The 20,705-nt window shown below is 66.2% G+C and carries 24 protein-coding genes; 10 read left to right on the forward strand and 14 right to left on the reverse strand.

Annotated features, from left to right (window positions below):
- Window positions 1-115: 115 nt before the first annotated feature.
- Together kce and A2G96_RS01385 are read right to left on the reverse strand one after the other, a co-directional pair.
- Window positions 116-1,048, reverse strand: a complete 933-nt coding sequence (gene kce / locus A2G96_RS01380; RefSeq protein WP_062802001.1) for a 3,5-dioxohexanoate:acetyl-CoA acetone transferase — start codon at window positions 1,046-1,048, stop codon at window positions 116-118.
- 71 nt (window positions 1,049-1,119) lie between these two features.
- Window positions 1,120-1,902, reverse strand: a complete 783-nt coding sequence (locus A2G96_RS01385) for an SDR family oxidoreductase (protein ID WP_062796085.1) — start codon at window positions 1,900-1,902, stop codon at window positions 1,120-1,122.
- Between the two features lie 95 nt (window positions 1,903-1,997).
- Here A2G96_RS01385 and A2G96_RS01390 point away from each other — a divergent pair, with 95 nt between their 5' ends.
- From A2G96_RS01390 to A2G96_RS01395, 4 genes are all read left to right on the forward strand, one after another.
- The gene (locus A2G96_RS01390) at window positions 1,998-2,783 is read left to right on the forward strand and encodes a GntR family transcriptional regulator (protein ID WP_062796087.1); all 786 of its coding nucleotides are present in this window, start codon (window positions 1,998-2,000) and stop codon (window positions 2,781-2,783) included.
- 680 nt (window positions 2,784-3,463) lie between these two features.
- A complete protein-coding gene (locus tag A2G96_RS33025) occupies window positions 3,464-3,949 on the forward strand; it encodes a hypothetical protein (RefSeq protein ID WP_150124039.1) in 486 nt (161 codons plus the stop codon).
- Window positions 3,950-4,199: 250 nt separating this feature from the next.
- A complete protein-coding gene (locus A2G96_RS32160) occupies window positions 4,200-4,610 on the forward strand; it encodes a hypothetical protein (protein WP_082818818.1) in 411 nt (136 codons plus the stop codon).
- Window positions 4,607-5,065, forward strand: coding sequence for a DUF2846 domain-containing protein (locus A2G96_RS01395; protein ID WP_062796089.1), 459 nt, complete (start codon window positions 4,607-4,609; stop codon window positions 5,063-5,065). Before A2G96_RS32160 ends, A2G96_RS01395 begins: the two co-directional genes overlap by 4 nt.
- A gap of 112 nt (window positions 5,066-5,177) precedes the next feature.
- On the opposite strand, the gene A2G96_RS01400 is transcribed toward A2G96_RS01395, so the two are convergent.
- The 9 genes from A2G96_RS01400 to A2G96_RS01440 all read right to left on the reverse strand — a co-directional run bounded on the left by A2G96_RS01400 (window position 5,178) and on the right by A2G96_RS01440 (window position 13,149).
- Window positions 5,178-5,576, reverse strand: a complete 399-nt coding sequence (locus A2G96_RS01400; RefSeq protein ID WP_082818819.1) for a DUF350 domain-containing protein — start codon at window positions 5,574-5,576, stop codon at window positions 5,178-5,180.
- 61 nt (window positions 5,577-5,637) lie between these two features.
- Complete coding sequence (locus tag A2G96_RS01405; protein WP_062796091.1) at window positions 5,638-6,360, reverse strand: hypothetical protein; 723 nt, start codon at window positions 6,358-6,360, stop codon at window positions 5,638-5,640.
- Window positions 6,361-6,363: 3 nt separating this feature from the next.
- Window positions 6,364-7,539 (reverse strand): glutathionylspermidine synthase family protein, encoded by a 1,176-nt coding sequence (locus tag A2G96_RS01410; RefSeq protein WP_062796093.1) that lies wholly within the window; start codon window positions 7,537-7,539, stop codon window positions 6,364-6,366.
- Window positions 7,539-8,933: a saccharopine dehydrogenase NADP-binding domain-containing protein gene (locus A2G96_RS01415; RefSeq protein WP_062796095.1), complete on the reverse strand. Its 1,395-nt coding sequence runs from the start codon at window positions 8,931-8,933 to the stop codon at window positions 7,539-7,541. The genes A2G96_RS01410 and A2G96_RS01415 overlap by 1 nt, the downstream gene beginning before the upstream one ends.
- A 193-nt stretch (window positions 8,934-9,126) precedes the next feature.
- Entirely contained in the window at window positions 9,127-10,077 is a 951-nt protein-coding gene (hutG, locus tag A2G96_RS01420; RefSeq protein WP_062796097.1) for a formimidoylglutamase, read from the reverse strand.
- Window positions 10,074-10,835 (reverse strand): amino acid ABC transporter ATP-binding protein, encoded by a 762-nt coding sequence (locus A2G96_RS01425; RefSeq protein ID WP_062796099.1) that lies wholly within the window; start codon window positions 10,833-10,835, stop codon window positions 10,074-10,076. Before A2G96_RS01425 ends, hutG begins: the two co-directional genes overlap by 4 nt.
- On the reverse strand, window positions 10,832-11,500 hold the full coding sequence (locus tag A2G96_RS01430) for an amino acid ABC transporter permease (protein WP_062796101.1): 669 nt from the start codon (window positions 11,498-11,500) through the stop codon (window positions 10,832-10,834). Before A2G96_RS01430 ends, A2G96_RS01425 begins: the two co-directional genes overlap by 4 nt.
- 18 nt (window positions 11,501-11,518) lie before the next feature.
- Window positions 11,519-12,274, reverse strand: coding sequence for a glutamine ABC transporter substrate-binding protein (locus tag A2G96_RS01435; RefSeq protein WP_062796103.1), 756 nt, complete (start codon window positions 12,272-12,274; stop codon window positions 11,519-11,521).
- A gap of 80 nt (window positions 12,275-12,354) precedes the next feature.
- Window positions 12,355-13,149, reverse strand: a complete 795-nt coding sequence (locus tag A2G96_RS01440) for an IclR family transcriptional regulator (RefSeq protein WP_062796105.1) — start codon at window positions 13,147-13,149, stop codon at window positions 12,355-12,357.
- Window positions 13,150-13,365: 216 nt separating this feature from the next.
- Between A2G96_RS01440 and A2G96_RS01445 the strand changes: the two genes are divergently transcribed.
- From A2G96_RS01445 to A2G96_RS01460, 4 genes are all read left to right on the forward strand, one after another.
- Window positions 13,366-13,641 carry a type II toxin-antitoxin system Phd/YefM family antitoxin gene (locus A2G96_RS01445; protein ID WP_062796107.1) on the forward strand — a complete coding sequence of 92 codons (276 nt, stop codon included), beginning with the start codon at window positions 13,366-13,368 and terminating at the stop codon, window positions 13,639-13,641.
- The gene (locus tag A2G96_RS01450) at window positions 13,641-13,982 is read left to right on the forward strand and encodes a type II toxin-antitoxin system RelE/ParE family toxin (RefSeq protein ID WP_062796109.1); all 342 of its coding nucleotides are present in this window, start codon (window positions 13,641-13,643) and stop codon (window positions 13,980-13,982) included. Before A2G96_RS01445 ends, A2G96_RS01450 begins: the two co-directional genes overlap by 1 nt.
- Window positions 13,983-14,079: 97 nt before the next feature.
- Entirely contained in the window at window positions 14,080-14,403 is a 324-nt protein-coding gene (locus tag A2G96_RS01455; RefSeq protein WP_062796112.1) for a nucleotide pyrophosphohydrolase, read from the forward strand.
- A 125-nt stretch (window positions 14,404-14,528) separates the two neighbouring features.
- The gene (locus A2G96_RS01460) at window positions 14,529-15,419 is read left to right on the forward strand and encodes a restriction endonuclease (protein ID WP_062796114.1); all 891 of its coding nucleotides are present in this window, start codon (window positions 14,529-14,531) and stop codon (window positions 15,417-15,419) included.
- Between the two features lie 30 nt (window positions 15,420-15,449).
- Here A2G96_RS01460 and A2G96_RS01465 read toward each other — a convergent pair whose 3' ends face one another.
- Together A2G96_RS01465 and A2G96_RS01470 are read right to left on the reverse strand one after the other, a co-directional pair.
- Window positions 15,450-15,959 (reverse strand): DUF2938 domain-containing protein, encoded by a 510-nt coding sequence (locus A2G96_RS01465; RefSeq protein ID WP_062796116.1) that lies wholly within the window; start codon window positions 15,957-15,959, stop codon window positions 15,450-15,452.
- Window positions 15,952-16,845: a class I SAM-dependent methyltransferase gene (locus tag A2G96_RS01470; RefSeq protein WP_062796118.1), complete on the reverse strand. Its 894-nt coding sequence runs from the start codon at window positions 16,843-16,845 to the stop codon at window positions 15,952-15,954. The genes A2G96_RS01465 and A2G96_RS01470 overlap by 8 nt, the downstream gene beginning before the upstream one ends.
- Window positions 16,846-16,909: 64 nt before the next feature.
- Between A2G96_RS01470 and A2G96_RS01475 the strand changes: the two genes are divergently transcribed.
- Entirely contained in the window at window positions 16,910-17,353 is a 444-nt protein-coding gene (locus tag A2G96_RS01475) for a helix-turn-helix domain-containing protein (RefSeq protein WP_062796120.1), read from the forward strand.
- Window positions 17,354-17,365: 12 nt separating this feature from the next.
- Here A2G96_RS01475 and A2G96_RS01480 read toward each other — a convergent pair whose 3' ends face one another.
- Window positions 17,366-19,165, reverse strand: a complete 1,800-nt coding sequence (locus tag A2G96_RS01480) for a methyl-accepting chemotaxis protein (protein WP_062796122.1) — start codon at window positions 19,163-19,165, stop codon at window positions 17,366-17,368.
- Between the two features lie 301 nt (window positions 19,166-19,466).
- Here A2G96_RS01480 and A2G96_RS01485 point away from each other — a divergent pair, with 301 nt between their 5' ends.
- Window positions 19,467-20,672: a DUF4382 domain-containing protein gene (locus A2G96_RS01485; protein WP_062796124.1), complete on the forward strand. Its 1,206-nt coding sequence runs from the start codon at window positions 19,467-19,469 to the stop codon at window positions 20,670-20,672.
- Window positions 20,673-20,705 lie beyond the last annotated feature (33 nt).

The following is a 20,705-nucleotide window of genomic DNA, read 5'->3' on the forward strand; positions in this document are numbered from 1 at the left end:
TTAGTCTCCATCGGCGGATACGGCGCTGCGCCCCTGGCGCGGATTTGCCATTCGGCCTGGTTGATGTCTTCGGTGATCGATGCCTGGCTGGGCCGCGCCTTGGCGGCCCAGCGGTTCAGAACGCGGTGCCTGCCGCGCCCTTGAGGTCGAGGATGTCGCGGGCTTCGTCGGGCGTGGCAACGTCGATGTTGAGCGCTTCCAGCACGGTGCGGATGCGCGTGGTCTGCTCAGCGCTGGATGCGGCCAGCTGGCCAGGGCCGATCCAGAGCGAGTCTTCCAGCCCTACGCGCACGTTGGCGCCCATTGCCGCGCCGATGGTGGCCAGTGGAATCTGGTTGCGGCCGGCGCCGAGGATCGACCAGCGGAACTGGTCGCCGAACAGGCGCTGCGCAGTGCGGTGCATGTGCATCAGATCTTCGGGATCGGCCCCGATGCCGCCCAGGATGCCGAACACCGACTGGATGAACACCGGCCCCTTGACCAGCCCACGGTCGAGGAAGTGCCGCAGGTTGTAGAGATGGCTGATGTCATAGCACTCGAACTCGAAGCGCGTGCCGTTGGCATTGCCGATGCGCAGGATGTTCTCGATGTCCTGGTAGGTGTTCTTGAAGATCAGGTTGCGGCTGTTCTCCAGGTGCTCGCGCTCCCAGTCGTGACGGAAATCCTTGAAGCGCTCCAGCATCGGGAACAAGCCGAAGTTCATCGAGCCCATGTTCAGCGACGCCAGCTCCGGCTTGAAGGTGGTGGCCGGCAGCATGCGTTCTTCGACGGTCATGTGCGGGCTGCCGCCGGTGGTGATATTGATCACCGCATCGGTCTCGGCGCGGATCCTGGCGAGGAACGGCCGGAACAGCTCCGGGTCCTGCGACGGGCGGCCGTCCTTCGGGTCGCGCGCATGCAGGTGCAGGATGGCGGCGCCGGCGCGTGCCGCATCGATGGCGGCGGTGGCGATCTCTTCGGCAGTCACCGGCAAATGGGGCGACATGCTGGGCGTGTGGATGGCGCCGGTCGGGGCGCAGGTGATGATGGCTTTGGCTCGCTTGGCCATGGTGGTTCCCTTGTCGGTGTTGGTGGTCCGCACCGCGGATAACCCGCGGTGCAAGGAATGCGAGGGGCGCGCTAGCTGAGCGCCTGGGTCAGTCCGTCGACGACCATCTCCTGCCCATGCACGCTGGCCGCCTGGTCGCTGCACAGAAAGCGCACCATGTTGGCGATATCGCGCATTGTCACCATGCGCCCCAGCGCTGCCTGCGAGGTGTAGTCGCGCGTCACTTCCTCCAGCGGCTTGCCCAGCGACTCGGCCTTTGCGGCAATCACGGCGCGGATGCGCGGCCCGTCGACCGCGCCGGGCAGCACCGTGTTGACACGGATGCCGTCGGCGCCCAGTTCCAGCGCCAGCGACTTGGTAAAGCCCACCACCGCCCATTTCGAGGCGGAGTAAGCCGAACGGCCCGGCATGCCGAGATGCCCGGCGGCGGAAGACAGGTTGACGATCGACGGCGAGCGGCCTTGCCGCAGGCGCGGCACCGCGGCGCGGGCGCACAGGAACTGGCCGGTAATGTTGACCGCCAGCGTGCGTTCCCAGTCGGCCAGCGACAGCGTTTCGACGCCGCCGGTCGGTCCGGCAACGCCGGCATTGTTGACCAGCACGTCGAGGCCGCCAAAGGCCTGGTCCACCGCCTGGAACAGCGCTTCGACGTCGCTTTCCTTCGACACATCGGCCCTGACGGCCACCACGCCCGGCAATTCGGCGCAGACGCGCTCCAGCTCGTCACCGGCCACGTCGCAGACCGCGACGCGGGCGCCGGCTTCGGCCAGCGCGCGCGCGATTTCCAGCCCGATCCCGCTGGCCCCGGCGGTGACCAGTGCGCGTTTACCGGCGAGCGATTCATCCTTCCACATGGTTTCAATCTCCTCGAAGCAGGCCGATGCCCGCCTTCCGGACGAAGATTAAAACTGTGATCACAGATCAAATATAGAGAATAACCCTATGTGCTATGCTTCGCGGCATGAGCCTGAATGACCTTGTGACGCCTCTTGTCCGCCAGACCCTCAGCCGCGACGTCTACACGCAGCTGCGCGAGCTGCTGGTAAGCGGCCAGATGATGCCCGGCGAGCAAATTTCCCTGCGCAACATCGCCGCCGCACTAGGCGTCAGCGTGATGCCAGTGCGCGAAGCGGTGCACCGGCTGGTCGCCGAACAGGCCCTCGAACTCACGCCCAACCGCGCCCTGCGCGTGCCCCGCATGAGCGTCAGCCAGTTCGAGGAAATCACCAAGATCCGGATCGAGCTCGAAGGCCTTGCCACCGCGACCGCGGCCGAACGCATCACCGACGAGGAGCTGAAACAGGTACAGGCGCTGCACCGCCGCTTTGCCGACGAGATGGCCAAGCGCAATCCTGACGGCGCCGATGTCATCGCCGCGAACCAGGCCTTTCACTTTGCCGTCTACGCGGCGGCGCGCATGCCGATCCTGCTGCAGATGATCGAGTCACAGTGGCTGCGCATCGGGCCGATCCTGAACCATGATCTGCGCTCCGGGTCGAGACGGGTGGAAGAGCGGGTGGCGGTCAAGCATCACGACAAGCTGGTCGAGGCGCTTCGCAAGCATGATGGTGCTGCGGCGTGTGCGGCGCTGCGCGGGGATATCGAAAGCGCGGCGGTTTATATTGTCTCGGTGGGTGTTCTCGTGAATGCGGACAAGGCGGCCGAAGAGGCGGCCATCGCACTCGTGCCAGTGAAGCGGGCCGCGAAGGCCGGGCGCACAGGGGCGAAGCGCTGAGCCGCCCTTGGGTGAGCTGGACCAGGGAATTTTCGCCATACGATGGATTCCGTTAGTCCCGTGCCGCAGTAGATCGCCAGTCAAATAGTGCAGCAACATGTTGCGCACGGACTCCAGTCATGGGTCGTGCGAGCCAAACTGGCCAACACACTGCGCAGCGCCAACGACAACTCTTTCGTCACTGCCGCAAGCCATCCCTTTGCATGTAACGCGGTGCGCTTCAGCCAACCGCCAGCTGAAGGCTGTGCGTAGCCACGTTCTCGTGAATGCCGATCGTGCGATAGCCTGGGGGCGCGTGGGCCTATGTCGAGATCCGGCATTGCAGGCCAAGCTCGTCGCCGCCGCTTACTAATGCTTGTTCTGTGAATACCCGCATGCTCGTGCCTCACAACGATGAACAACTTTAAGGCTAGCCCTATGGATGCACGACCCAAGGTTGGTTAAACCTCGGCATCAGGTCGGCAAACTGAAGCCACAATGCAACCCGACCGAAGGCCGAGCATGACGGATTGAGTCTACGGCGGGTGTGGGAGGAACGATTTTTTGGCGATATGGCCACGACTGGATGACCGTTACACGCGCGAAGGAGTACAAATGACGCGAACCGTTCTCGTAGCATCCCTGCTCGCGCTTTCCGCTACCGCACACGCCCAAAAAATTCCGGCGACCATCATCGACAGTTGCCTGCTCGTCGACAGACCGTCGGAGGCTTCGATCTCATCGACAGTTGCCTGCTCGTCGACAGACCGTCGGAGGCTTCGATCTCAATCACCCGGATTGAGGGAGAGGCGGATGTTATAGACGACGTGACTGTACCCGGTTACCAATTATTCACTCCCGGGGTCGCCAACAACATGCATGGGATTGGCTACGCAACCAGCAAGCGCGGAAGCAACGACTTCATCTTCGTCGGAGCGAGCCGCGGTTACATCAATCGTGCAGTCGCTCTTGGAAAGCACCGACCCTCGCGAGTCGAGCAACCGATCCTTGCTGCCTACGCTCTGCTGCGCCAGCATGGACGACGCTATGTGTGCGTGATGGAAAGCAATGGAAATGGCAGCGCCGCCTTTTTCCGGTCAGCCTACGTGGGGCGGATCCCGTCGTCGAAAGGAGCGCAGTTTAGGCTGTATTACAAGGTGGCAGATGTGAAGAGGTTCAAGCAATAGATAGGGAGATGCGTGGAGAGCGAGATGATAGATAACCCCTTGGTATTCACTTATTCTGAATTGTAAGTTCGAGGTTGTGCCAGAATTCGGATCGAATACCCACCGCCGATTCGATGGAAATGCTCTACGTCGGTAACCAAGGAAATCTGGTTTCGGAAGATTCGATCCAGGTTCACACAAACCTGCGATTTGGCGGGATTCCAATGGTACGGTCACACTTTTCGAAACGTTGATCCAATCGGTTGCCTGAATGAAATCTTCATGTTCTTTCCATTTTGTGTGTATCGGAATTGCCGCAGGATGCTGCCTGGCGCTTGCTGCCTGTGCCCCAATGGTTGCGACAACACCTTCGACCATCGAGGCCACGCAGCCAAACACCGCCAGCCGACGCATCCAGATCCTGACACCTGCCACCATCAAACTAGACACTGGCTATTCCCGTACGCTGCCTGAAAAGTCAGTCTGGTCGAAAGCAGGCCGCGTTCCACAGGGCGATGTCTTCCGGCCCGTCGGCACCATCTTCACAATCGAAGGCCGCCAGGTACACGAAGCCTACCTGGTCATCCATAACCAGACCCTGGTGGGCTTCTATTTGCCCGGGGAACAGAACTATTCCCCGCTATCCACAGCAGTACCTTTGAACTTGGGAGAATCAGAATGAAACGGGTCGCACGCATGCTGATCGCAGGACTGGCCGTGTCGTCACTGCTGGCCGGGTGTGCTTCCGGCGTAAAACACGCCGAAATGGAGGCGTCGATTCCGACGCTGAAGCAGGGTGACGGCCGGGTCTACTTCCTGCGCTCGGCATCGATGTTCGGCGCGGCGATCCAACCGGATCTGCGTCTGAACAATGAGGTAGTGGGCGAGTCCAAGCCCGGCGGTTTCTTCTTTGTGGATCGTCCGGCCGGCAAGTACGTGGCGTCGGCTTCGACCGAAACCGAAAAGACGCTGAGCTTCGTGCTGGACGCCGGCGAGACGAAATACGTGCGCAGTTCACCGTCGATGGGCTTGATGGTGGGCCGCGTCGTGCTGGAACTCGAGACGCCTGAGAAGGCCAAGGCAGATCTCGCATCGCTGAGCTACACCGGCGACGTAGTCAAGGCGCCGGCGAAGTAAGCGGCGCGGCGGCTCCCCCCAAAGTCCGTGGGGAGCCCCGGAGCTAAGCGTTTGCGTAAAGCGGGGAGCGGCGATATTGGTGGAAGAGCCCCGGAATTCTCTCAGGTTCGCCTCAAGTCAAACAAGCCGCATTAACCACCCCCACCGACAACGAAATCACCCCCATCACCGCCCCCACCCCCCGGTTATCGCTGGAAATCGCTTCACTGACACCCCCCAGCGCCCGCGCCGCCACCAGGTAAGCCACCACCTGCACCGCAAAGGCCCCAAACGCCCACAGCAAGAACATCGCAAACGTAGCGTTGTGCTGAATGCTCGACGACAGCGTCAGCGAGAACCCCAGCACCGCCCCACCCAGCGACAATGCCGCCGCGATATTGCCCTCGCGGATCAGCGTGAATTCCCGATGCGGCGTGACCCGCGTATAGACCAGCAGGAACAACCCCAGCATGGCAAAGCTGGTGACGATGTAGATCAGGTAGGCAAGCGCCGGGTGCATGGTGTTGACCATTGGATGGACTCGTTGTCGGTTGTCAGGGTTTGCGTGCGAGAAAGCGTCAAGCAGATGGCATTCAGCCGCCGCCGGAGCGCCCGGAGCTGCCGAAGCGGCTGGTGAAGCCGCCGCGCGATACCACCGGTGCGCGCGATACGGCGGCGGAGCGCATGGTCAGGCCCATGGAGCGTCCGCCGCTGAGCGAGCTGCGGCGCACCGTGGCTTCTTCGACCATGGCGGCGCGTGGCGTGGCGTTGGTGAAGGATTGTGTGGGCGTGCCGTTACGATCGTAGGCCTGCAGCGGGCGCAGCGGGCCGGATGTCATATCGCGCTGGGTCTGGGTGCCGTTGGGGTGGTAGACGGTGCCGCTGGCGGTGTAGTACGGCCCGTACCAGCGCGCGTAGTACGCGCTGCTGCTGTGCGTGGTGCCGGCGCCTGCGGTTTCGCTGGCGGGGGCGTTGAGGCTGGAGCTGTAGATGGTGCTGGGGTCGTCGAGCGGCACGCTTTCGCAGTCGTTGGGCGTGTTCCAGTCGGCCTCGCAGTCTTCCAGCGTGGCGTAGCTGGCGCGGCGCACGGTGACGCCGGGATCGTCGTCGGCGTCGTCGCTGCAGGAGCCGAGCACGGCCACGCCGGCGACCACGGCGCAGGCGCCGACGATCCACAGCGCGGGCGAGCCGCCCTGCTTTTTCTGTTCGGCCTGGTAGGCGGCGACGCGCGGCGACGGGCCGCCGGAGCCGCCCCTGCCCGGCATGTATGGGCTGCCGTACTTGGAGCGTTTGGTGCCCTTCTTCTTGTTGGCCATGGCTTACGCGTGGGTGAAGTAGTGAGGGACGAAGAAGCTGGTGTTCTTGGCGATGGGCCCGGACTCTTCGCGCACGCACAGGCCGCTGGGCACGTCGTCGACGATCCAGACGCCCAGCGTGGTGTAGCGCCCGTCAAAGCGCCGCGCCGGTTCGTAGGCCTGGTAGATGAAGCCTTCCTCGCCATACTCGCCGGGGTTGTGGACGCGGTCGCCTTCCGGGGTGAGCAGCGTCACGCTTTCGCCTTCGCGCGACAGGAAGGGCTTTTTCGCGTGCGGACGGCCGGCGAAGTGGCCGGGGTCGAAGCTGGCTTCGATCAGGTTGGGATGTCCGGGGAACAGGTCCCACAGGATCGGCAGGATGGCCTTGTTGGAAAGCACCGCCTTCCACGGCGGCTCGACCCAGCGCACGGGGCTGTGCGCCAGCTGGTCGCGGTAGTCGGAGGTGGCCATCCATTCCCACGGGTACAGCTTGAACGCGACTTCGATCGGCACGTTGTCGGCGTCGTAGAAGTTGCCGCGGCCGTCGGTGCCGATGTCTTGCAGGTCGATCAGCTTGACGGACCAGCCAGCCTGCAGCGCGGTGTCCATCAGGTACTCGGTATTGCAGACGTCTTCCTGGCTGTCGAACATGCAGGCGAGGTGCAGCAGGCTGGCGTTGCGGTAGTGGTTGCGCAGCCATTGCCAGCGCGCCACCAGGGCGTCGTGCAGGCTGTTGAACTGGTCGGCTTGCGGCTGCACGGCGTCTTTCCAGTGCCACTGGGCGACGGCGGATTCGATCAGCGAGGTCGGGGTGTCGGCGTTGAACTCATATAGCTTTGGCACGCCGTGCGGGTCCAGCGTCATGTCGAAGCGGCCGAACAGCGTGGGTTCGTCGCGGTCCCACGAGGTGCGGATCAGTTGCGCGAAGTCCCGGTCGATCGCCAGGCGCGCGAACAGGTCGTGGTCGATCACGTGCTGCACGGCTTCCAGGCAGCGTTGGTTCAGGTCGTACGCGGCGGCGTAGAGCGTTTCCACCTCATGCTTGCTGAACGCGTAGGCGGCGTCTTCGCGCCAGTAGAAGAAGGTGTGGTCATCGACTTCGCGCGGGACGTTGAACTCGTCCAGCGAATGGAAGTGGAAGCCCACCTTCTCGAGTTCGCGCGGCCAGTTGCGGCGCGGAGTTTGCGGGATGCGTTGCATCAGCAGGCAAGGGTCAGAAGAGCGGGATCGGGCCGGACCGTAGCATCGTCCAGCAGGAAGTCGGTGAAGGCGAGCGAGTTGGCGCCGGGCCGGGGCAGCCAGCTGGTGAAGGCGATGCTGAGCGGGGCCCACCAGTGCGCGGCATCGGCCAGCACCGGGCCGAAGTCGAGCGCATCGGATTCCACCACGCCGCGCGATGGATGGGCCAGCATCCATTGCATGCCGGCGACCAGGCTCGATGCCACCTGCAGGCTGGTGGCGGTGTTGTACGGCGCCAGCGAGCGCGCGCGCTGCACCGACAGGCGCGAGCCATGCCAGACCGCGCCGTGCAGCCCGCTCATCAGCAGCACGCCGAGTTCGTCTTCGCCGCACTGGAGCTCGTCGCGCAGGATGCGTTCGGCGCGCACACGCGGGGCGGCGCGGTCGTCCAGCCATTGCATCGAGGCCTGCGTGGCGGCGGTGGGGCGATAGGCGTAGTAGACGGTGGGGCGATACGGCGGCTGGCCGGCGCGAGTGTCGGTCAGGTACTCGGCGATCGAGATCGATTCGTTGTGCGTGATCAGGTAGGCGTCGAAGGGGCCGTGTACCGGCGACCACGAGCGCACGCGCGTGCGATGGCCCGGCCGGTCGAGCGCGATCGCGGCGCCGTTGCCGTAGCGATGGCGATAGCCATCTGGCGGCAGCGCGGGCTCATGGCTGCCCCAGCCGAGCTCCGCGTCCTGCAGGCATTCGGTGATAAAGCCTTCGGCGGACCAGGTGTTGGCGAACTCGCCGTCGCGCGGGTAGCCAGGGGCCTGCTGGCTGTCATATTCGGCGACCTGGATCACGCGCACGTCCAGCGCGCGCGCCAGCGCGGCCCACGCGGCGCGATCGCCGGGCTCCGGCTGATTCAATCCGGCCTTGCCGGCCAGTGCCATCAGCGCGGCCTTGACCAGCACCGAGACCAGCCCGGGATTGGCGCCATGCGCCACCAGCGCGGTCGGCAGGGTCTCGCGGCCGCGGGCGAAGGCCAGCATCTCGTGGCGCAGCGCGTAATTGCTCAGGTGCGAGGCCAGCGGATCGGCTTCGTAGTCCCAGGGCTCGATGCCAGCATCGACATAGAACGCGCCGCGCGCTTGCGCCAGCGCGATTAGGTCGCGGCTGCAGACGGACGGCGCCAGGTTCAGCAGGAAGGTGCCGGGCCGCAGCAGCGGGGCCAGTATGGTTTGGTAGTTGGTCGCGGTGACGGCGGCCTGGATGCCGTGCAGCTTGTGGCGGGCAACCAGTTGCTGGCGCGCGCGATCCAGCTCGCGGTCGACCACGGTGATCGCTGCCCGCGGCCAGGCCCGCTCCAGCAGCGGCAGCACGGCCTGGCCGATGCAGCCGAAACCAACGATGACGATTTGTTCGATCACGCAGACCCTTCCGCCCGAGAAACGGCAAGCGGCGGTCCCCGGACGCGCTACGGTCACGGCCACGGCCGCGCCGGCGCAGGACTGCCCTTGCCTGGCTTTATCAATTCTGATCAGAATCGCTAAATCTAGCGAAGGGCAATACTATCGCCGCGCGCGGCGGCTGCCAACTGCCGGCGGGTCTATGGCCCGCGCTTCAGCGCAGCAGGCGCCAGGCCAGCCGTGCCGCCACGCGCGCGCCCAGGTGGTCGCGGTCGTACTGGGGGTTGTACTCGGCCAGGTCGGCCACGCGCAGCTTGCCGCTGCGGCGGACCAGCTGTACGACTTCCTCCACCACCGGCAACGGCACGCCGTAGGCCGCGGGCGCCGACACGCCGGGCATCACCGCGCCCGGCAGCGCGTCGAGGTCGATGGTCAGGTACACGTGGTCCACGGCATCGATGCGCGCGGACAACTCCGCCAGTCGTTCTGTCAGGTGGCGTTCCTGCATGTCGACGTCCTCGACGTAGCAGACGCCCAGCGCCTCGGCGCGGCCGAACAGGGCCGGCGTGTTGCTGAGGCGGCTGACGCCCAGGCAGACATAGTCGAACGGCTGGCCGCGCTCGGCGCAGGCATGGGCGATCTGGTCGAACGGCGTGCCGGAGCTGGCCGGCCGGCTCGTGCGCAGGTCGAAGTGGGCGTCGAGATTGACGATCAGCACGCGGCCGCCGTCGTCCCGTGCATCCAGGTGCGCGCGCAGGCCCTGCCACGTGCCCCACGCCACTTCATGGCCGCCGCCCAGCACCAGCGGAAAGCCGCCGCGCGCCAGCACTGCGTGGACGGCGTCCGCCAGCGCCTGCTGGGAAGATTCCAGGTCGCCGTCGTCGCAACTGACATTGCCGGCGTCGTACAGCGCCGGCAGGCCGTGCGCCGGCACGTTGGCCAGCGCCTGGCGGATGGCGTCGGGGCCGCGGGCGGCGCCGGGGCGGCCCTGGTTGCGCAGCACGCCGGCATCGCAGCGGAAGCCGAGCAATACCGGCGCGTGGTCCAGCGGCGCGGTGTCCGCGCGGTCCAGCGCCTGCACGATGCGGAACAGCCGCGTGGTGTCGCCCTGCTCGCCGTGGTCGACCCGGCCCTGCCAGGGGGTTTGCGTGGCTGCCATCCTCATGCCCGCGTCAGCACCGCCTGCAGGAAGCCGCGCGTGCGTTCCTGCGTCGGCGCGGAGAAGATCACCGACGGCGGCCCGGCCTCGATGATGCCGCCGCCGTCCATGACCACCACCACGTCGGCCACTTCGCGGGCGAAGCCCATTTCATGGGTGACCACGACCATGGTCATGCCTTCGGCGGCCAGCACCTTCATCACCTGCAGCACTTCGCCCACCAGCTCGGGGTCCAGCGCGGAGGTGGGCTCGTCGAACAGCATCACGCGCGGCTCCATCGCCAGCGCGCGGGCAATGGCCACGCGCTGCTTCTGGCCGCCGGACAGGCTGGCCGGCATGGCGTGGGCCTTGTGCGCCAGGCCGACTTTCTCGAGCAGGCTCATTGCCTTGCGCTCGGCGTCGTCGCGCGAAACGCCGCGCAGCATGCGCGGCCCCACCGTGACGTTGTGCAGCACCGACAGGTGCGGGAACAGGTTGAACGACTGGAACACCATGCCCACTTCGGTGCGCAGCTGGTTCAGCCCCTGCTCGTCGATCAGCTGGCCGTCGGTTACCAGGCGCTTGCCGACGATGTCGATGGTGCCGGCCTCGGGTTGCTCCAGTCCGTTGCAGCAGCGCAGGAAGGTGCTCTTGCCCGAGCCGCTGGGGCCGATCACCACCACCACCTGCGACGGTTGCACGTCGAAGTCGATGCCGCGCAGCACGGTGTGGCTGCCGAACGATTTGCCCAGGTTGCGGATCCGGATGATTGCGGAATCGCTCATTGCACCATGCCTCCCATGCGCAGCCGTTGTTCGGCGCGGCGCAGGATCAGCCCGGCCGCGCTCGTCAGGATCAGGTACACCAGCGCGATCACCAGGTAGACCTCCAGCGAGCGGTACGACACGCTGATGATCTTCTGGCCCTCGTGCATCAGGTCGGCAATGGTCAGCAGCGACACCAGCGCCGAGTTCTTGATCAGCGCGATGAACTCGTTGCCCAGCGGCGGGATCATGCGCACGATGGCCTGCGGCAGGATGATCGCGCGCATGGCCTGGCCGGACGACATGCCGATCGAGCGCGCCGCTTCCATCTGGCCCTTGTCGACCGACTGGATCGCGCCGCGCACGATCTCCGACACATAGGCGCCGGAATAGATGCCCAGCCCGATCACGCCGCACACAAAGGCCGGCAGCAGGATGTTGAACTGCGGCAGCCCGAAGAACAGCAGGAACAACTGCACCAGCAACGGCGTGCCGCGGATGAAGGTCACATAGGCGGTGCAGATGCCGTAGATGATGCGGCGCTTCGGGTCCAGCCGGCCGATGCCGACCAGCAGGCCCATCACGCAGCCCAGCACCAGCGCGCAGGCCGTCACCTGCACGGTGATGACGGCGCCGTGCAGGATGTCAGGCCACCCGGCGAAGACGGGAGAAAAATCCAGTTCCATGATCTCGGTCCGCGTGGCTTACTTGGCGGCGCTGCCGAACCACTTCTGGGTCAGCCTGGCGTAGGTGCCATCGGCCTTGAGCTTGGCCAGCGCGGCGTTCAGCGCGCGGGTCAGCTCGGGCGTGTCCTTGCGCACGGCCATGCCGTATTCCTCGGTGGTCAGTTGCTGCTCCACCATGCGCAGGCCGCCGCGGGTCTTCACGTACTGCATCGCCGCCGGCTTGCCGGTGACGGCGGCATCGGCGCGGCCGATCTCGACCAGGTTGAACATTTCCTGGTTCTTCTCGACTTCCACGCGCTGCACCTGCGGATAGGTCTCGCGCAGGAAGCTGACCGACTTGGTCCCCACCTGCACGCTGACCTTCTTGCCGTTCAGGTCTTCCGGCTTGTTGATGGCGGTGTTGCCGCTCTTGACCAGCGCCACCAGGCCGCCGGTGTAGTACGGCTCGGTAAAGTCCACCACCTTGCGGCGCTCCGGGGTGATGTAGATGCCGGACACCGCCATGTCGAAGCGGCGCGAGACCAGGCCCGGGATCAGGCCCTTGAAGTCGATGTTGGTCCATTCCACCTGCTTGCCCATGGTCTTGGCCATGGCCTCGACCAGCTCGACGTCGAAGCCGGTGCGCTTGCCGTTCTCGATGAATTCCATCGGCGGGAAGGTGGCGTCGGTGGCGACGCGCAGGACGTTGCTGTCCTGCGCGTGCGCGGCGGCGCCGAAGGTCAGTCCAGCCACGGCCGAGAGGGCGGCGATCAGGCATTTGCGACGAAGGTTCATGGGGGTCTCCTTTTTCCGGGAACAGGAAATCTGCCCGTCGCGCAGGCTTGCGGACGGTGCGGTAACGATTGCTTCAGGTTTCAGTAAGCCTGCAGCCGCGCGGAAATCCGCATGGCGGCGGCCACGGTCATGTCGATCAGTGCGCTTTCGCGCCCCTGGCGGCGCGTGGCCGGCACCATCAGCGTGACGGATCCATGCGCCTCGGCCCGGGCGCGCCGCGAGAACAGCGGCGCGCTCACGCCCCACACGCCCGGATCGACTTCGCCTTCGCTGACGGCATAGCCGGTGTCACGAATCGCGGCGAGTTCCGCCAGCAGCTGTTCCGCTTCGGCCGGCTCGCACTGCGCACGCACCACGCGCTCGCGCGCGTCGTCGCGCATAAAGGCCAGCAGCGACTTGGCCGATGCGCCCGCGCGCAGCGGCACGCCGCGGCCCTTCTCGAACGAGCAGCGCAGCGACTGGCGGCTTTCCACCATCTCCAGGCACACCGCGTGGTCCTTGACGGCAACCACCAGGCCGACGCTTTCGTCGGACTGCTGTGCCAGCAACCGCATATCGGGCAGCGCTTCGCGGGCCAGGTGCGAGGCCATGTCGAACCCCAGCGCGAGCTGCAGGCTGATCGGGCCCGGCGCGTATTCGCCGTCGGACTCGAGCACGAAGCCCCAGCGCTTGAGCAGCATCAGCTGGCGGTAGAGCGTGCTCTTGGGCAGGCCGGTCCTGGTTACCAGCTCACGCACAGTGATCGGTGATCCGTGCTGTGCCAGCGCGGCCAGCACGAACAGCACGCGATCGGCGCCGCCGGCGGGCTGGGCGGATTCGACGGCGGCGGGAGCCGCCGGCTCCGGGGCGATGGTTGGGTCGACAGCATTCAACATGGGGCCCAAGAATAGGACCGGATTCCCGGAAATCAAAACCGACAGTCCCGGAAAATGGGAATGCGTGACTAGGGATTACCCTTGGTCGATCGCAATTTGATGGGTGAGGTGCGCGCGGCGCCGCTTCGTGCTGGCGAAAACTTTCCCGGCTGCCGGCGGTTGTTGCAGGACCGAATAAAGTCTATATTCGGTCCATTGCACAACCAGGCTCACATCATGCGCTACTCTTCCCAGGTCAAGCCGATCAGCTACCTGAAGGCCAATGCCGCCGAGGTGCTGGAGCAGGTCAACGAGCGGCGCGAGCCGCTGGTGATCACCCAGAACGGCGAGGCCCGCGCGGTGCTGCAGGACGTTGCGTCGTTCGAGCAGACGCAGGAAACGCTGGCCCTGCTCAAGATCCTTGCGCTGGGTAACCAGGAAATCGCCGCCGGCAAGCTCAAGCCTGTCAAGGACGTGGTCGCGCGCCTGCGCAGCAAGCGGGCCGCCGGCTGATGTCCGCGGGCGGCAAGCGCCATGAGGTCCTGCTTACCGCCGGGGCCGAACAGGACCTGGAATCCATCCACGACTACATTGCGGAATTCGACTGTGTCGAGAACGCGGACTACGTGCTGGACCGGTTGCTGGAGGCGGTGGATCAGATTTCGCGCTTTCCCGAGAAGGGCAACTACCCGGCCGAGCTGATCGCGCTGGGTATCCGGGAATATCGCCAGACCGCATTCAAGCCCTATCGCGTGATCTATCGCCTGATCGACGACAGCGTGATCATCTATGTCATCGCGGATGGCCGGCGCGACCTGCAGGCATTGCTGGCGCGCCGGCTGCTCGGCGCTTGAGCCGCCGCAGCCATCCATTTGCTGCCCGAGGGCAACTCAACCATTGCACACACGCCGGTGCAGGCGTGCTGCCAGACGAAGCATTCGCCACACCATCATGCCCCTGATCGATATCAAGAACCTGCAGCAAGCCGCCTACGACTTCGGCGAAGCCCGTCACTGGGGCAAGTACCACAGCCCCAAGAACCTGGCGATGGCACTGAGCGTCGAGGTCTCGGAACTGGTCGAGATCTTCCAGTGGCAGACCGAGGACGAATCGCGCGCCATCATGTCCACGACCAAGCGCGAACACGTTGAGCAGGAGCTGGCGGATATCACCATCTATCTGACCCAGCTGGTGACGGCGCTCGGCGTGGACCTCGACGCCGCGGTGCGGGCGAAGATGGAAATCAATGCGAGGAAGTATCCGGTGCCGGAGTGAAAAGGCGATAAGCCCGCTGCAAGGGCGGCTTGCCCTGCCGCTACCCCCGCGTGCGCAGGGACGACATCCCCCATTGCCGACGGCATCCTTCCGTCTGACAAAAACAAATAGAGGCGAGGGTCAACATGGGTCGCAGGAAGCAATCGAGCGTCTTCGAGGATCTCTATGGCATTGCCGCGGCGCTGCCATGGTGGGTTGGCGTAACGGCAGCAATCTTTGCCTACGTCGTGTTGCATCGCTATGCAGTCGCTGAAGTGCCGATCAACGCTGCGCCGGGGCAGATGGGACAGATGGTTGTATCGCAGATCGCCAAGGCGCTGTCGACATACGGCCAGTACCTTGTTCCGCTGATACTGCTCGCGGGCGCGCTGGCCTCATGGCTGGGACGCCGCAAGCGGCAAGGTCTGGTCCGCGACGTGGCGGCGGCACGGTCTGGCGACGCGCTGCGTCAGATGAGCTGGCGGGATTTCGAGCGGCTGGTGGGCGAGTTGTTTCGGATGCGGGGATATGCCGTCGTCGAAACTGGAGGCAGCGGAGCGGACGGCGGGATCGATCTGCGGCTCAGGAAGGGAAATGAACTGGCGCTGGTTCAATGCAAGCAATGGCGCGCCTACAAGGTCCCCGTCACGGTGGTGCGCGAACTGTACGGTGTGATGGCAGCGCAAGGTGTGGCGCAGGGGTACGTGGTGACATCGGGACAGTTCACGGCCGATGCTCGGGCCTTCGCGTCGGGGCGGAACATCGAGCTGATCGACGGCGAGGCACTGAGCGCGCTGGTCAAGCGCGTCCGCGCGGCAGCGCCGGTCGATTTCACCGCCAGACCATCCGCTCCTGCGAGTTCGCCCGCATCCTCCACGCAGCCGCCACAGCAAGAGGCAAGGCCTCCTGGCGCACCGGCCTGCCCGCGCTGTGGCGCTGCCATGATTCAGCGCATCGCAAAGCAGGGCGCGAACGCTGGCAATCCCTTTTGGGGTTGCACCACGTTTCCGAAATGCCGCGGGGTGCGGGGGCTCTGACGGTCGGCAACCTGCTTGGCTGTGCGCGGATCAGAGCGACCTCGTCGTAAGGTTCGCCACCCATCCGGCCACATACAACCCCACCCCGAACACCGCATGCGTCACCAGGCTATGCATCCGCGCCAGGTTCGGCCGTGGCGTGCGGCTGGCCGCGATCCCGGCGCCCATCGCGGGCTGCATCAGCAAGAAGGGCGCGGCGACGCTGCCGATGCCGACCAGCAGGGCCGGCGCCAGCGTCGGCTGGCGTACCCAGTTCAGGCCCCAAAGCCCCAGCAGTATTCCCGCGAACGCGATGCCGGTCAGGTAATGCGCGATCCAGCCGATGGCCTGCTCGCCACGCACCGGTGGCGTGGCGGCGATGGGTTGATGGTGGAAACGTCCACGCGGTAGCCAGGCCAGCCAGCGGCCGACCAGGCCATAGTTCAGCGCAGGCACGCCGAGCAGCCGCTTGCGCAAGATGGCCCACGCATCCATGACGAGCGTGGCGCCGGTACCGATGACCGTGGCGTGGAGCAGCATGGCGGTGGTGTGATCAGGCATGGTTCGTGTCCCGCTGAATGGGCGACGCGGCCGCGGTCGCGCGGGCCGTGACGGTCCAGCACGCCGCGGTGTAGCGCACGGTGTCGCCCTGGACATAGGGCTCGAACGCGGCGCGCACGGCTGTGGCGACGCGCTCGCGCGTGGTGGCGTCGGCGCCTTGCAGCGCCAGTCCGACCGGCCCAAGCCGCGACAGGTAGCCGGCCAACGCAGGCTCCGGCAGCGTGCAAGTCACGTCGGTCGGACGGATCTCGATATCGCCCCAGCCGCTCGCCTGCAGGATCGATAGCACGCGCTCGCGGTCGCCGAAGGCAAACTGCCCTGGCGCGCCTGGCTGGCGCGGCGGCAAATCGGGCAGCAGCGGCGCGGCGGCGCGCTCGGCGGTGGTCATGAAGGGGTTTTCGGCGGCGCTGCGCCAGGCGATGCAGTGCAGCGTGGCGTCCGACGTTGCGGCCCAGCGCAGGTTGGCGAAGGCGCGCACCGGATCGCTGAAGAACATCACGCCCAGGCGCGACACGATCATGTCGAAGCTCGCCGGGGCGAAGGCGTGCTCCTGCGCATCGGCGTGGACAAAGCCAGCGTTGATGCCCTCTCGTTGCGCGCGGGAACGCGCGGCGGCGAGCATCGGCGCGGAAATATCGATGCCGGTGCAGTGGCCTTTCTCACCCAAGCGCCGCGCCAGCGCCAGCGTGGTGCTGCCGGTGCCGCAGCCAACATCGAGGATGCGCTGTGCCGCGGCGTGGACCGCGGCCTGGACCAGTTGCTCTTCCATAGGCCGGAACATGTCGTCCAGCAAGCCCTGGTGCTCGACCCAGGCCTGGCCGGAGGCGCCGTTCCACAGTGCGGCCTGCTCGCCGCCGTTGCCGCTGATTTGCCGATGTTCACCCATGGTCTTACCCCTTGCTTGGCTGGAAGCTACACTGTGCCAGTTCAAGTCGACTTGAGGTCAAGCGGTGAAAAGCCTGGATATTGCGGAAGTGGCGCGGCAGGCCGGCGTGCCGGCCTCGACGCTGCGGTACTACGAGGAAAAGGGACTGATCGTGTCGATCGGCCGGCGCGGCATGCGGCGCGTGTTCGACGCGGGGGTGCTGGAGCGCCTGGCGCTGATCGCGCTGGGGCGCGCGGCGGGCTTCTCGCTGGACGATATTGCGCGGATGTTCTCGCCGCAGGGCCAGCCGCGCATCGACCGCCAGATGCTGGCCGCCAAGGCCGACGAGCTGGACCGCACCATCCGCAAGCTGACGGCGATGCGCGACGGGTTGCGGCACGCGGCGGTGTGTCCGGCGCCCAGCCATATGGAATGCCCGACCTTCCGGCGCATCGTGCAGGCGGCGGGCACGGGCGCGATTGGCGGGCGGCGTGAGCGCGCGCCCGTGCCGCCCGCCAAGGCACGATGACGGACGGGAATCTCAGCCCAGCCTGAACTGCCCCACCGCCCCCGCAAGGCTGCCGGCCTGCGTCTGCAGCGCCGCGGCCGCCGCGGTCGACTGCTCCACCAGCGCCGCGTTCTGCTGCACCATCTGGTCGAGCTGGCTCACCGCCATATTCACCTCTTGAATGCCACGGGTCTGTTCCATCGTCGCGTGAGTGATCTCGTTGATGATTCCGGTCACTTTCGAGACGTTGCTGACGATCTCGCCCATGGTGTCCCCGGCGCGGCGGACTTGCTCCGAACCCGAGGCGACGCTGCCCACGGTGGTCTCGATCAGGGTCTTGATCTCGCGCGCGGCCTGGGCGCTGCGCTGCGCCAGCGCGCGCACTTCGCCGGCAACGACGGCGAAGCCCCGGCCCTGGTCGCCGGCGCGCGCGGCTTCGACGGCGGCGTTCAGCGCGAGGATGTTGGTCTGGAAGGCGATGCCCTCGATCACGCCGATGATGTCCGACACCTTGACCGACGCGGTCTCGATCTGGCCCATGGTGCTGATCACTTCGCCGATCACCACGCCGCCGTCGCCGGCCACGCGCGAGGCCGCGGCGACGGATGCGTTGGCGTGCTGCGCCGAGCTGGCCGACTGGCCGACGGTGGCGGTGATCTGTTCCATCGACGCGGCGGTCTGCTGCAGGCTGGCGGCGGCGGACTCGGTGCGACGCGACAGGTCCATGTTGCCGGCGGCGATTTCGTCGGATGCGGCGCGCACCGATTCGCTGGCGTCGCGGATCTGGCGCATGATGGTGCAGAGCTTGTCGGCGAAGGTGTTGAAGGCGCGCGCGATCTGCGCGACCTCGTCGTTGCCGTCGGCGGGCAGGCGCTGGGTCAGGTCGCCATCGCCGGAGCCGATCGCATTCATGGCGTCGCGCACGGTGGACAGGCCGCGCAGCGACATCGTCGCCACGCCCCATACCACCGCGGCGGCCACCACGGCGATCAGCACCAGCGCGATCACCGACGCGATCAGCACGGAGCGCATGCCAGCGGTGGCCTCGGCCTGGTCGAGCGCGACGATGACCAGCCAGTCGGTGCCGGGGATGGCGCGCGCGCCGAGCAGCTTGGTGCTGCCGTGCACGTCGACTTCCAGCGGCGTCTTTGCGCCGGCCAAGGCGGCGAGCTTGTCGGCGCTCAGCGCGGGCACGAGCTCGGTGACGGGCTTGAGCGTGAGCTTGTCGTCGGTGTGGGCGACGATGTCGCCGTTGCGCGCCACCAGCATGCCGAAGCTGGCTGGCGACGGGTGGATCGCCTTGACGTTGGCGATCACCGTATCCATTGCCACATCGCCGGAGACCACGGCCTGTACCGCGCCGTCGCGCACCACCGGCGCGGCGAACGCCACCACCAGCTTGCCGGTGCCGGCATCGACGTAAGGCGGCGTGACCACGGGTTTGCCGGCGGCGGCGGCCTGCTGGTACCACGGGCGGCCGGTAGGGTCGTAGCCGGGCGGGATGCCTTGCGGGTTGGAGAACTTCGCGGTCTTGTCGGCATAGCCGACGTAGACGTTGGTAAAGCCGCCGGCCTGCGCGATCTGTTTGAGCGCGGCATCGGGTTCGGGCTGCAGCACGGCGTCCTGCAGCGACTCGATCATGCGGCTGTGCGATGCGACCCAGTCGACGATGGCGCTGGCGTGCCCGCTCTGCACCGCGGCCAGGCTGCTGTCGATGGCGTCTTCGTTATGGCGATTGGCAACGAACTGGTTCAGTGCCGTGTTGATGGCGAGCGCGGCGACCACGATGGCGACACACAGCGCCACGATCCGCGCGCGGATGGTAGTGAACATCAAGGGGAATCCTTCGTAAGGAATCGTTGGGGGCGTTTGCAGGAATCTGCAGCGTGGGATTTCCACCCCGCTGTATACGGAGCGCGCGGCGCCGACTTGAGCAATGTGATGCATGCGCTCGTGATCGCCGGAGTTGACGACACAATGCAGCGCGAATCGTTGCGATTGCTCAAGACCTCCTGATCAGTCATGCAGACAATGCACTGAACTTTTTCACAACGTATTACAAAGATTTACACCGGTTATGCGAGCCGGCACATATGCTGCGATCAACCCATAAACAATAAGCGGAGAAATCACTGTGTCATTCCTTGCCAAGACTTCTGCACCGTTGCGTCTGCTCGCCCTGAGTGGCGCCCTTGCGCTGGCCGCCTGCGGTGGGGGCGGTGGCGATGATGGCGATGCCGGGCGCGGCACGCTGCAGGTATCGATGACCGATGCGCCGGCCTGCGGTTTCAACAATGTCTTCGTCACCGTCAACAAGGTGCGCGTGCACAGCAGCGCCAGCGCCGAGGCCAGCGCCGGGGGCTGGGTCGATATCGACGTGGTGCCCGCGCGCAGGATCGACCTGCTGTCGCTGACCAACGGCGTGATGACGGTGCTGGGCCAGACCGCACTGCCGGCCGGCAACTACCAGCAGGTACGCCTGGTGCTCGATGCCAACCGCGGCAGCGGTGCCTCGGCCCTGGCCAATTCGGTGGTTCCCGTCGGCGGCGCCGAGCAGCCGCTCGACACGCCGAGCGCGGTCCAGTCCGGCATCAAGATCAATCGTGCGTTCACGGTGGCGCGCGACACGCTGACCGACCTGGTGCTGGACTTCGACGCCTGCAAGTCGGTGGTGACGCGCGGCAATGGCACCTATGGCCTGAAGCCGGTGGTGACCGCGATCCCGATGACCGTCAGCGGCGAAGTCAATGGCGTGGTGGCCGGGGCCCCGGGTGCGCGCGTCTATGCCGAGCGCAACGGCGTGGTGGTGAAGTCGACCGTGGCCGATGCCAATGGCAGCTTCCGCCTGTCGCCGATCGAGCAAAGCAGCACGGCCGGTCCGGTCGACGTGGTGGTGGTGCCGGGTGCGGCCAACGCCAAGGCGGCGGGCATCGTGCGCGGCGTGCCGGTGGTGGTGGGTACGCCCACGGCGATCTCGACCGCAGCGGCGCCGCTGACGCTGCCGGCCTCGACCTATCGCCGCGTCTCGGGCGCGGTGGCGCCGGCTTCGGCCGAAGCCACGCTGCGCGCGCTGCAGCTGGTCAACGGCGGTACCTTTGAAATCGCCGCGACCGCGGCCGCCAGCGATACCGGCGCCTACAGCCTGTTCGCGACCGAACCCGCGCTGCCGGTGGCCGCGCCGGTGGTCGGCACCTACACTGCCGCATTGCCGATCCCGCTGTCGCCGGACGGCGCCGCGGCAGGCAAGTACAGCATCCAGGCGACCAGCGTCGGCGGGGCCGTGCAGACCCAACCCGCGGACGTCAATATCGCGGACGTGCTGCTCAATTTCTCGTTCTGAACCCGGGGGATCGGGGAGCGGGCCGGAAGGGGC

It is taken from the genome of Cupriavidus nantongensis (assembly GCF_001598055.1).
GTDB classification, from domain to species: domain Bacteria; phylum Pseudomonadota; class Gammaproteobacteria; order Burkholderiales; family Burkholderiaceae; genus Cupriavidus; species Cupriavidus nantongensis.

What these genes read in the sequence shown, in the direction of transcription:
- A2G96_RS01405 (WP_062796091.1), bottom strand. Translation starts at nt 6,360, where the DNA reads ATGGCCAACAAGAAGAAGGGCACCAAACGCTCCAAGTACGGCAGCCCA.
- A2G96_RS01470 (WP_062796118.1), bottom strand. Translation starts at nt 16,845, where the DNA reads ATGGGTGAACATCGGCAAATCAGCGGCAACGGCGGCGAGCAGGCCGCA.
- A2G96_RS01450 (WP_062796109.1), top strand. Translation starts at nt 13,641, where the DNA reads ATGTCCGCGGGCGGCAAGCGCCATGAGGTCCTGCTTACCGCCGGGGCC.
- A2G96_RS32160 (WP_082818818.1), top strand. Translation starts at nt 4,200, where the DNA reads ATGAAATCTTCATGTTCTTTCCATTTTGTGTGTATCGGAATTGCCGCA.
- A2G96_RS01410 (WP_062796093.1), bottom strand. Translation starts at nt 7,539, where the DNA reads ATGCAACGCATCCCGCAAACTCCGCGCCGCAACTGGCCGCGCGAACTC.
- A2G96_RS01400 (WP_082818819.1), bottom strand. Translation starts at nt 5,576, where the DNA reads ATGGTCAACACCATGCACCCGGCGCTTGCCTACCTGATCTACATCGTC.
- A2G96_RS01395 (WP_062796089.1), top strand. Translation starts at nt 4,607, where the DNA reads ATGAAACGGGTCGCACGCATGCTGATCGCAGGACTGGCCGTGTCGTCA.
- A2G96_RS01455 (WP_062796112.1), top strand. Translation starts at nt 14,080, where the DNA reads ATGCCCCTGATCGATATCAAGAACCTGCAGCAAGCCGCCTACGACTTC.
- kce (WP_062802001.1), bottom strand. Translation starts at nt 1,048, where the DNA reads ATGGCCAAGCGAGCCAAAGCCATCATCACCTGCGCCCCGACCGGCGCC.
- A2G96_RS01460 (WP_062796114.1), top strand. Translation starts at nt 14,529, where the DNA reads ATGGGTCGCAGGAAGCAATCGAGCGTCTTCGAGGATCTCTATGGCATT.
- A2G96_RS01480 (WP_062796122.1), bottom strand. Translation starts at nt 19,165, where the DNA reads ATGTTCACTACCATCCGCGCGCGGATCGTGGCGCTGTGTGTCGCCATC.
- hutG (WP_062796097.1), bottom strand. Translation starts at nt 10,077, where the DNA reads ATGAGGATGGCAGCCACGCAAACCCCCTGGCAGGGCCGGGTCGACCAC.
- A2G96_RS01390 (WP_062796087.1), top strand. Translation starts at nt 1,998, where the DNA reads ATGCTTCGCGGCATGAGCCTGAATGACCTTGTGACGCCTCTTGTCCGC.
- A2G96_RS01385 (WP_062796085.1), bottom strand. Translation starts at nt 1,902, where the DNA reads ATGTGGAAGGATGAATCGCTCGCCGGTAAACGCGCACTGGTCACCGCC.
- A2G96_RS01435 (WP_062796103.1), bottom strand. Translation starts at nt 12,274, where the DNA reads ATGAACCTTCGTCGCAAATGCCTGATCGCCGCCCTCTCGGCCGTGGCT.
- A2G96_RS01440 (WP_062796105.1), bottom strand. Translation starts at nt 13,149, where the DNA reads ATGTTGAATGCTGTCGACCCAACCATCGCCCCGGAGCCGGCGGCTCCC.
- A2G96_RS01465 (WP_062796116.1), bottom strand. Translation starts at nt 15,959, where the DNA reads ATGCCTGATCACACCACCGCCATGCTGCTCCACGCCACGGTCATCGGT.
- A2G96_RS01425 (WP_062796099.1), bottom strand. Translation starts at nt 10,835, where the DNA reads ATGAGCGATTCCGCAATCATCCGGATCCGCAACCTGGGCAAATCGTTC.
- A2G96_RS01445 (WP_062796107.1), top strand. Translation starts at nt 13,366, where the DNA reads ATGCGCTACTCTTCCCAGGTCAAGCCGATCAGCTACCTGAAGGCCAAT.
- A2G96_RS01430 (WP_062796101.1), bottom strand. Translation starts at nt 11,500, where the DNA reads ATGGAACTGGATTTTTCTCCCGTCTTCGCCGGGTGGCCTGACATCCTG.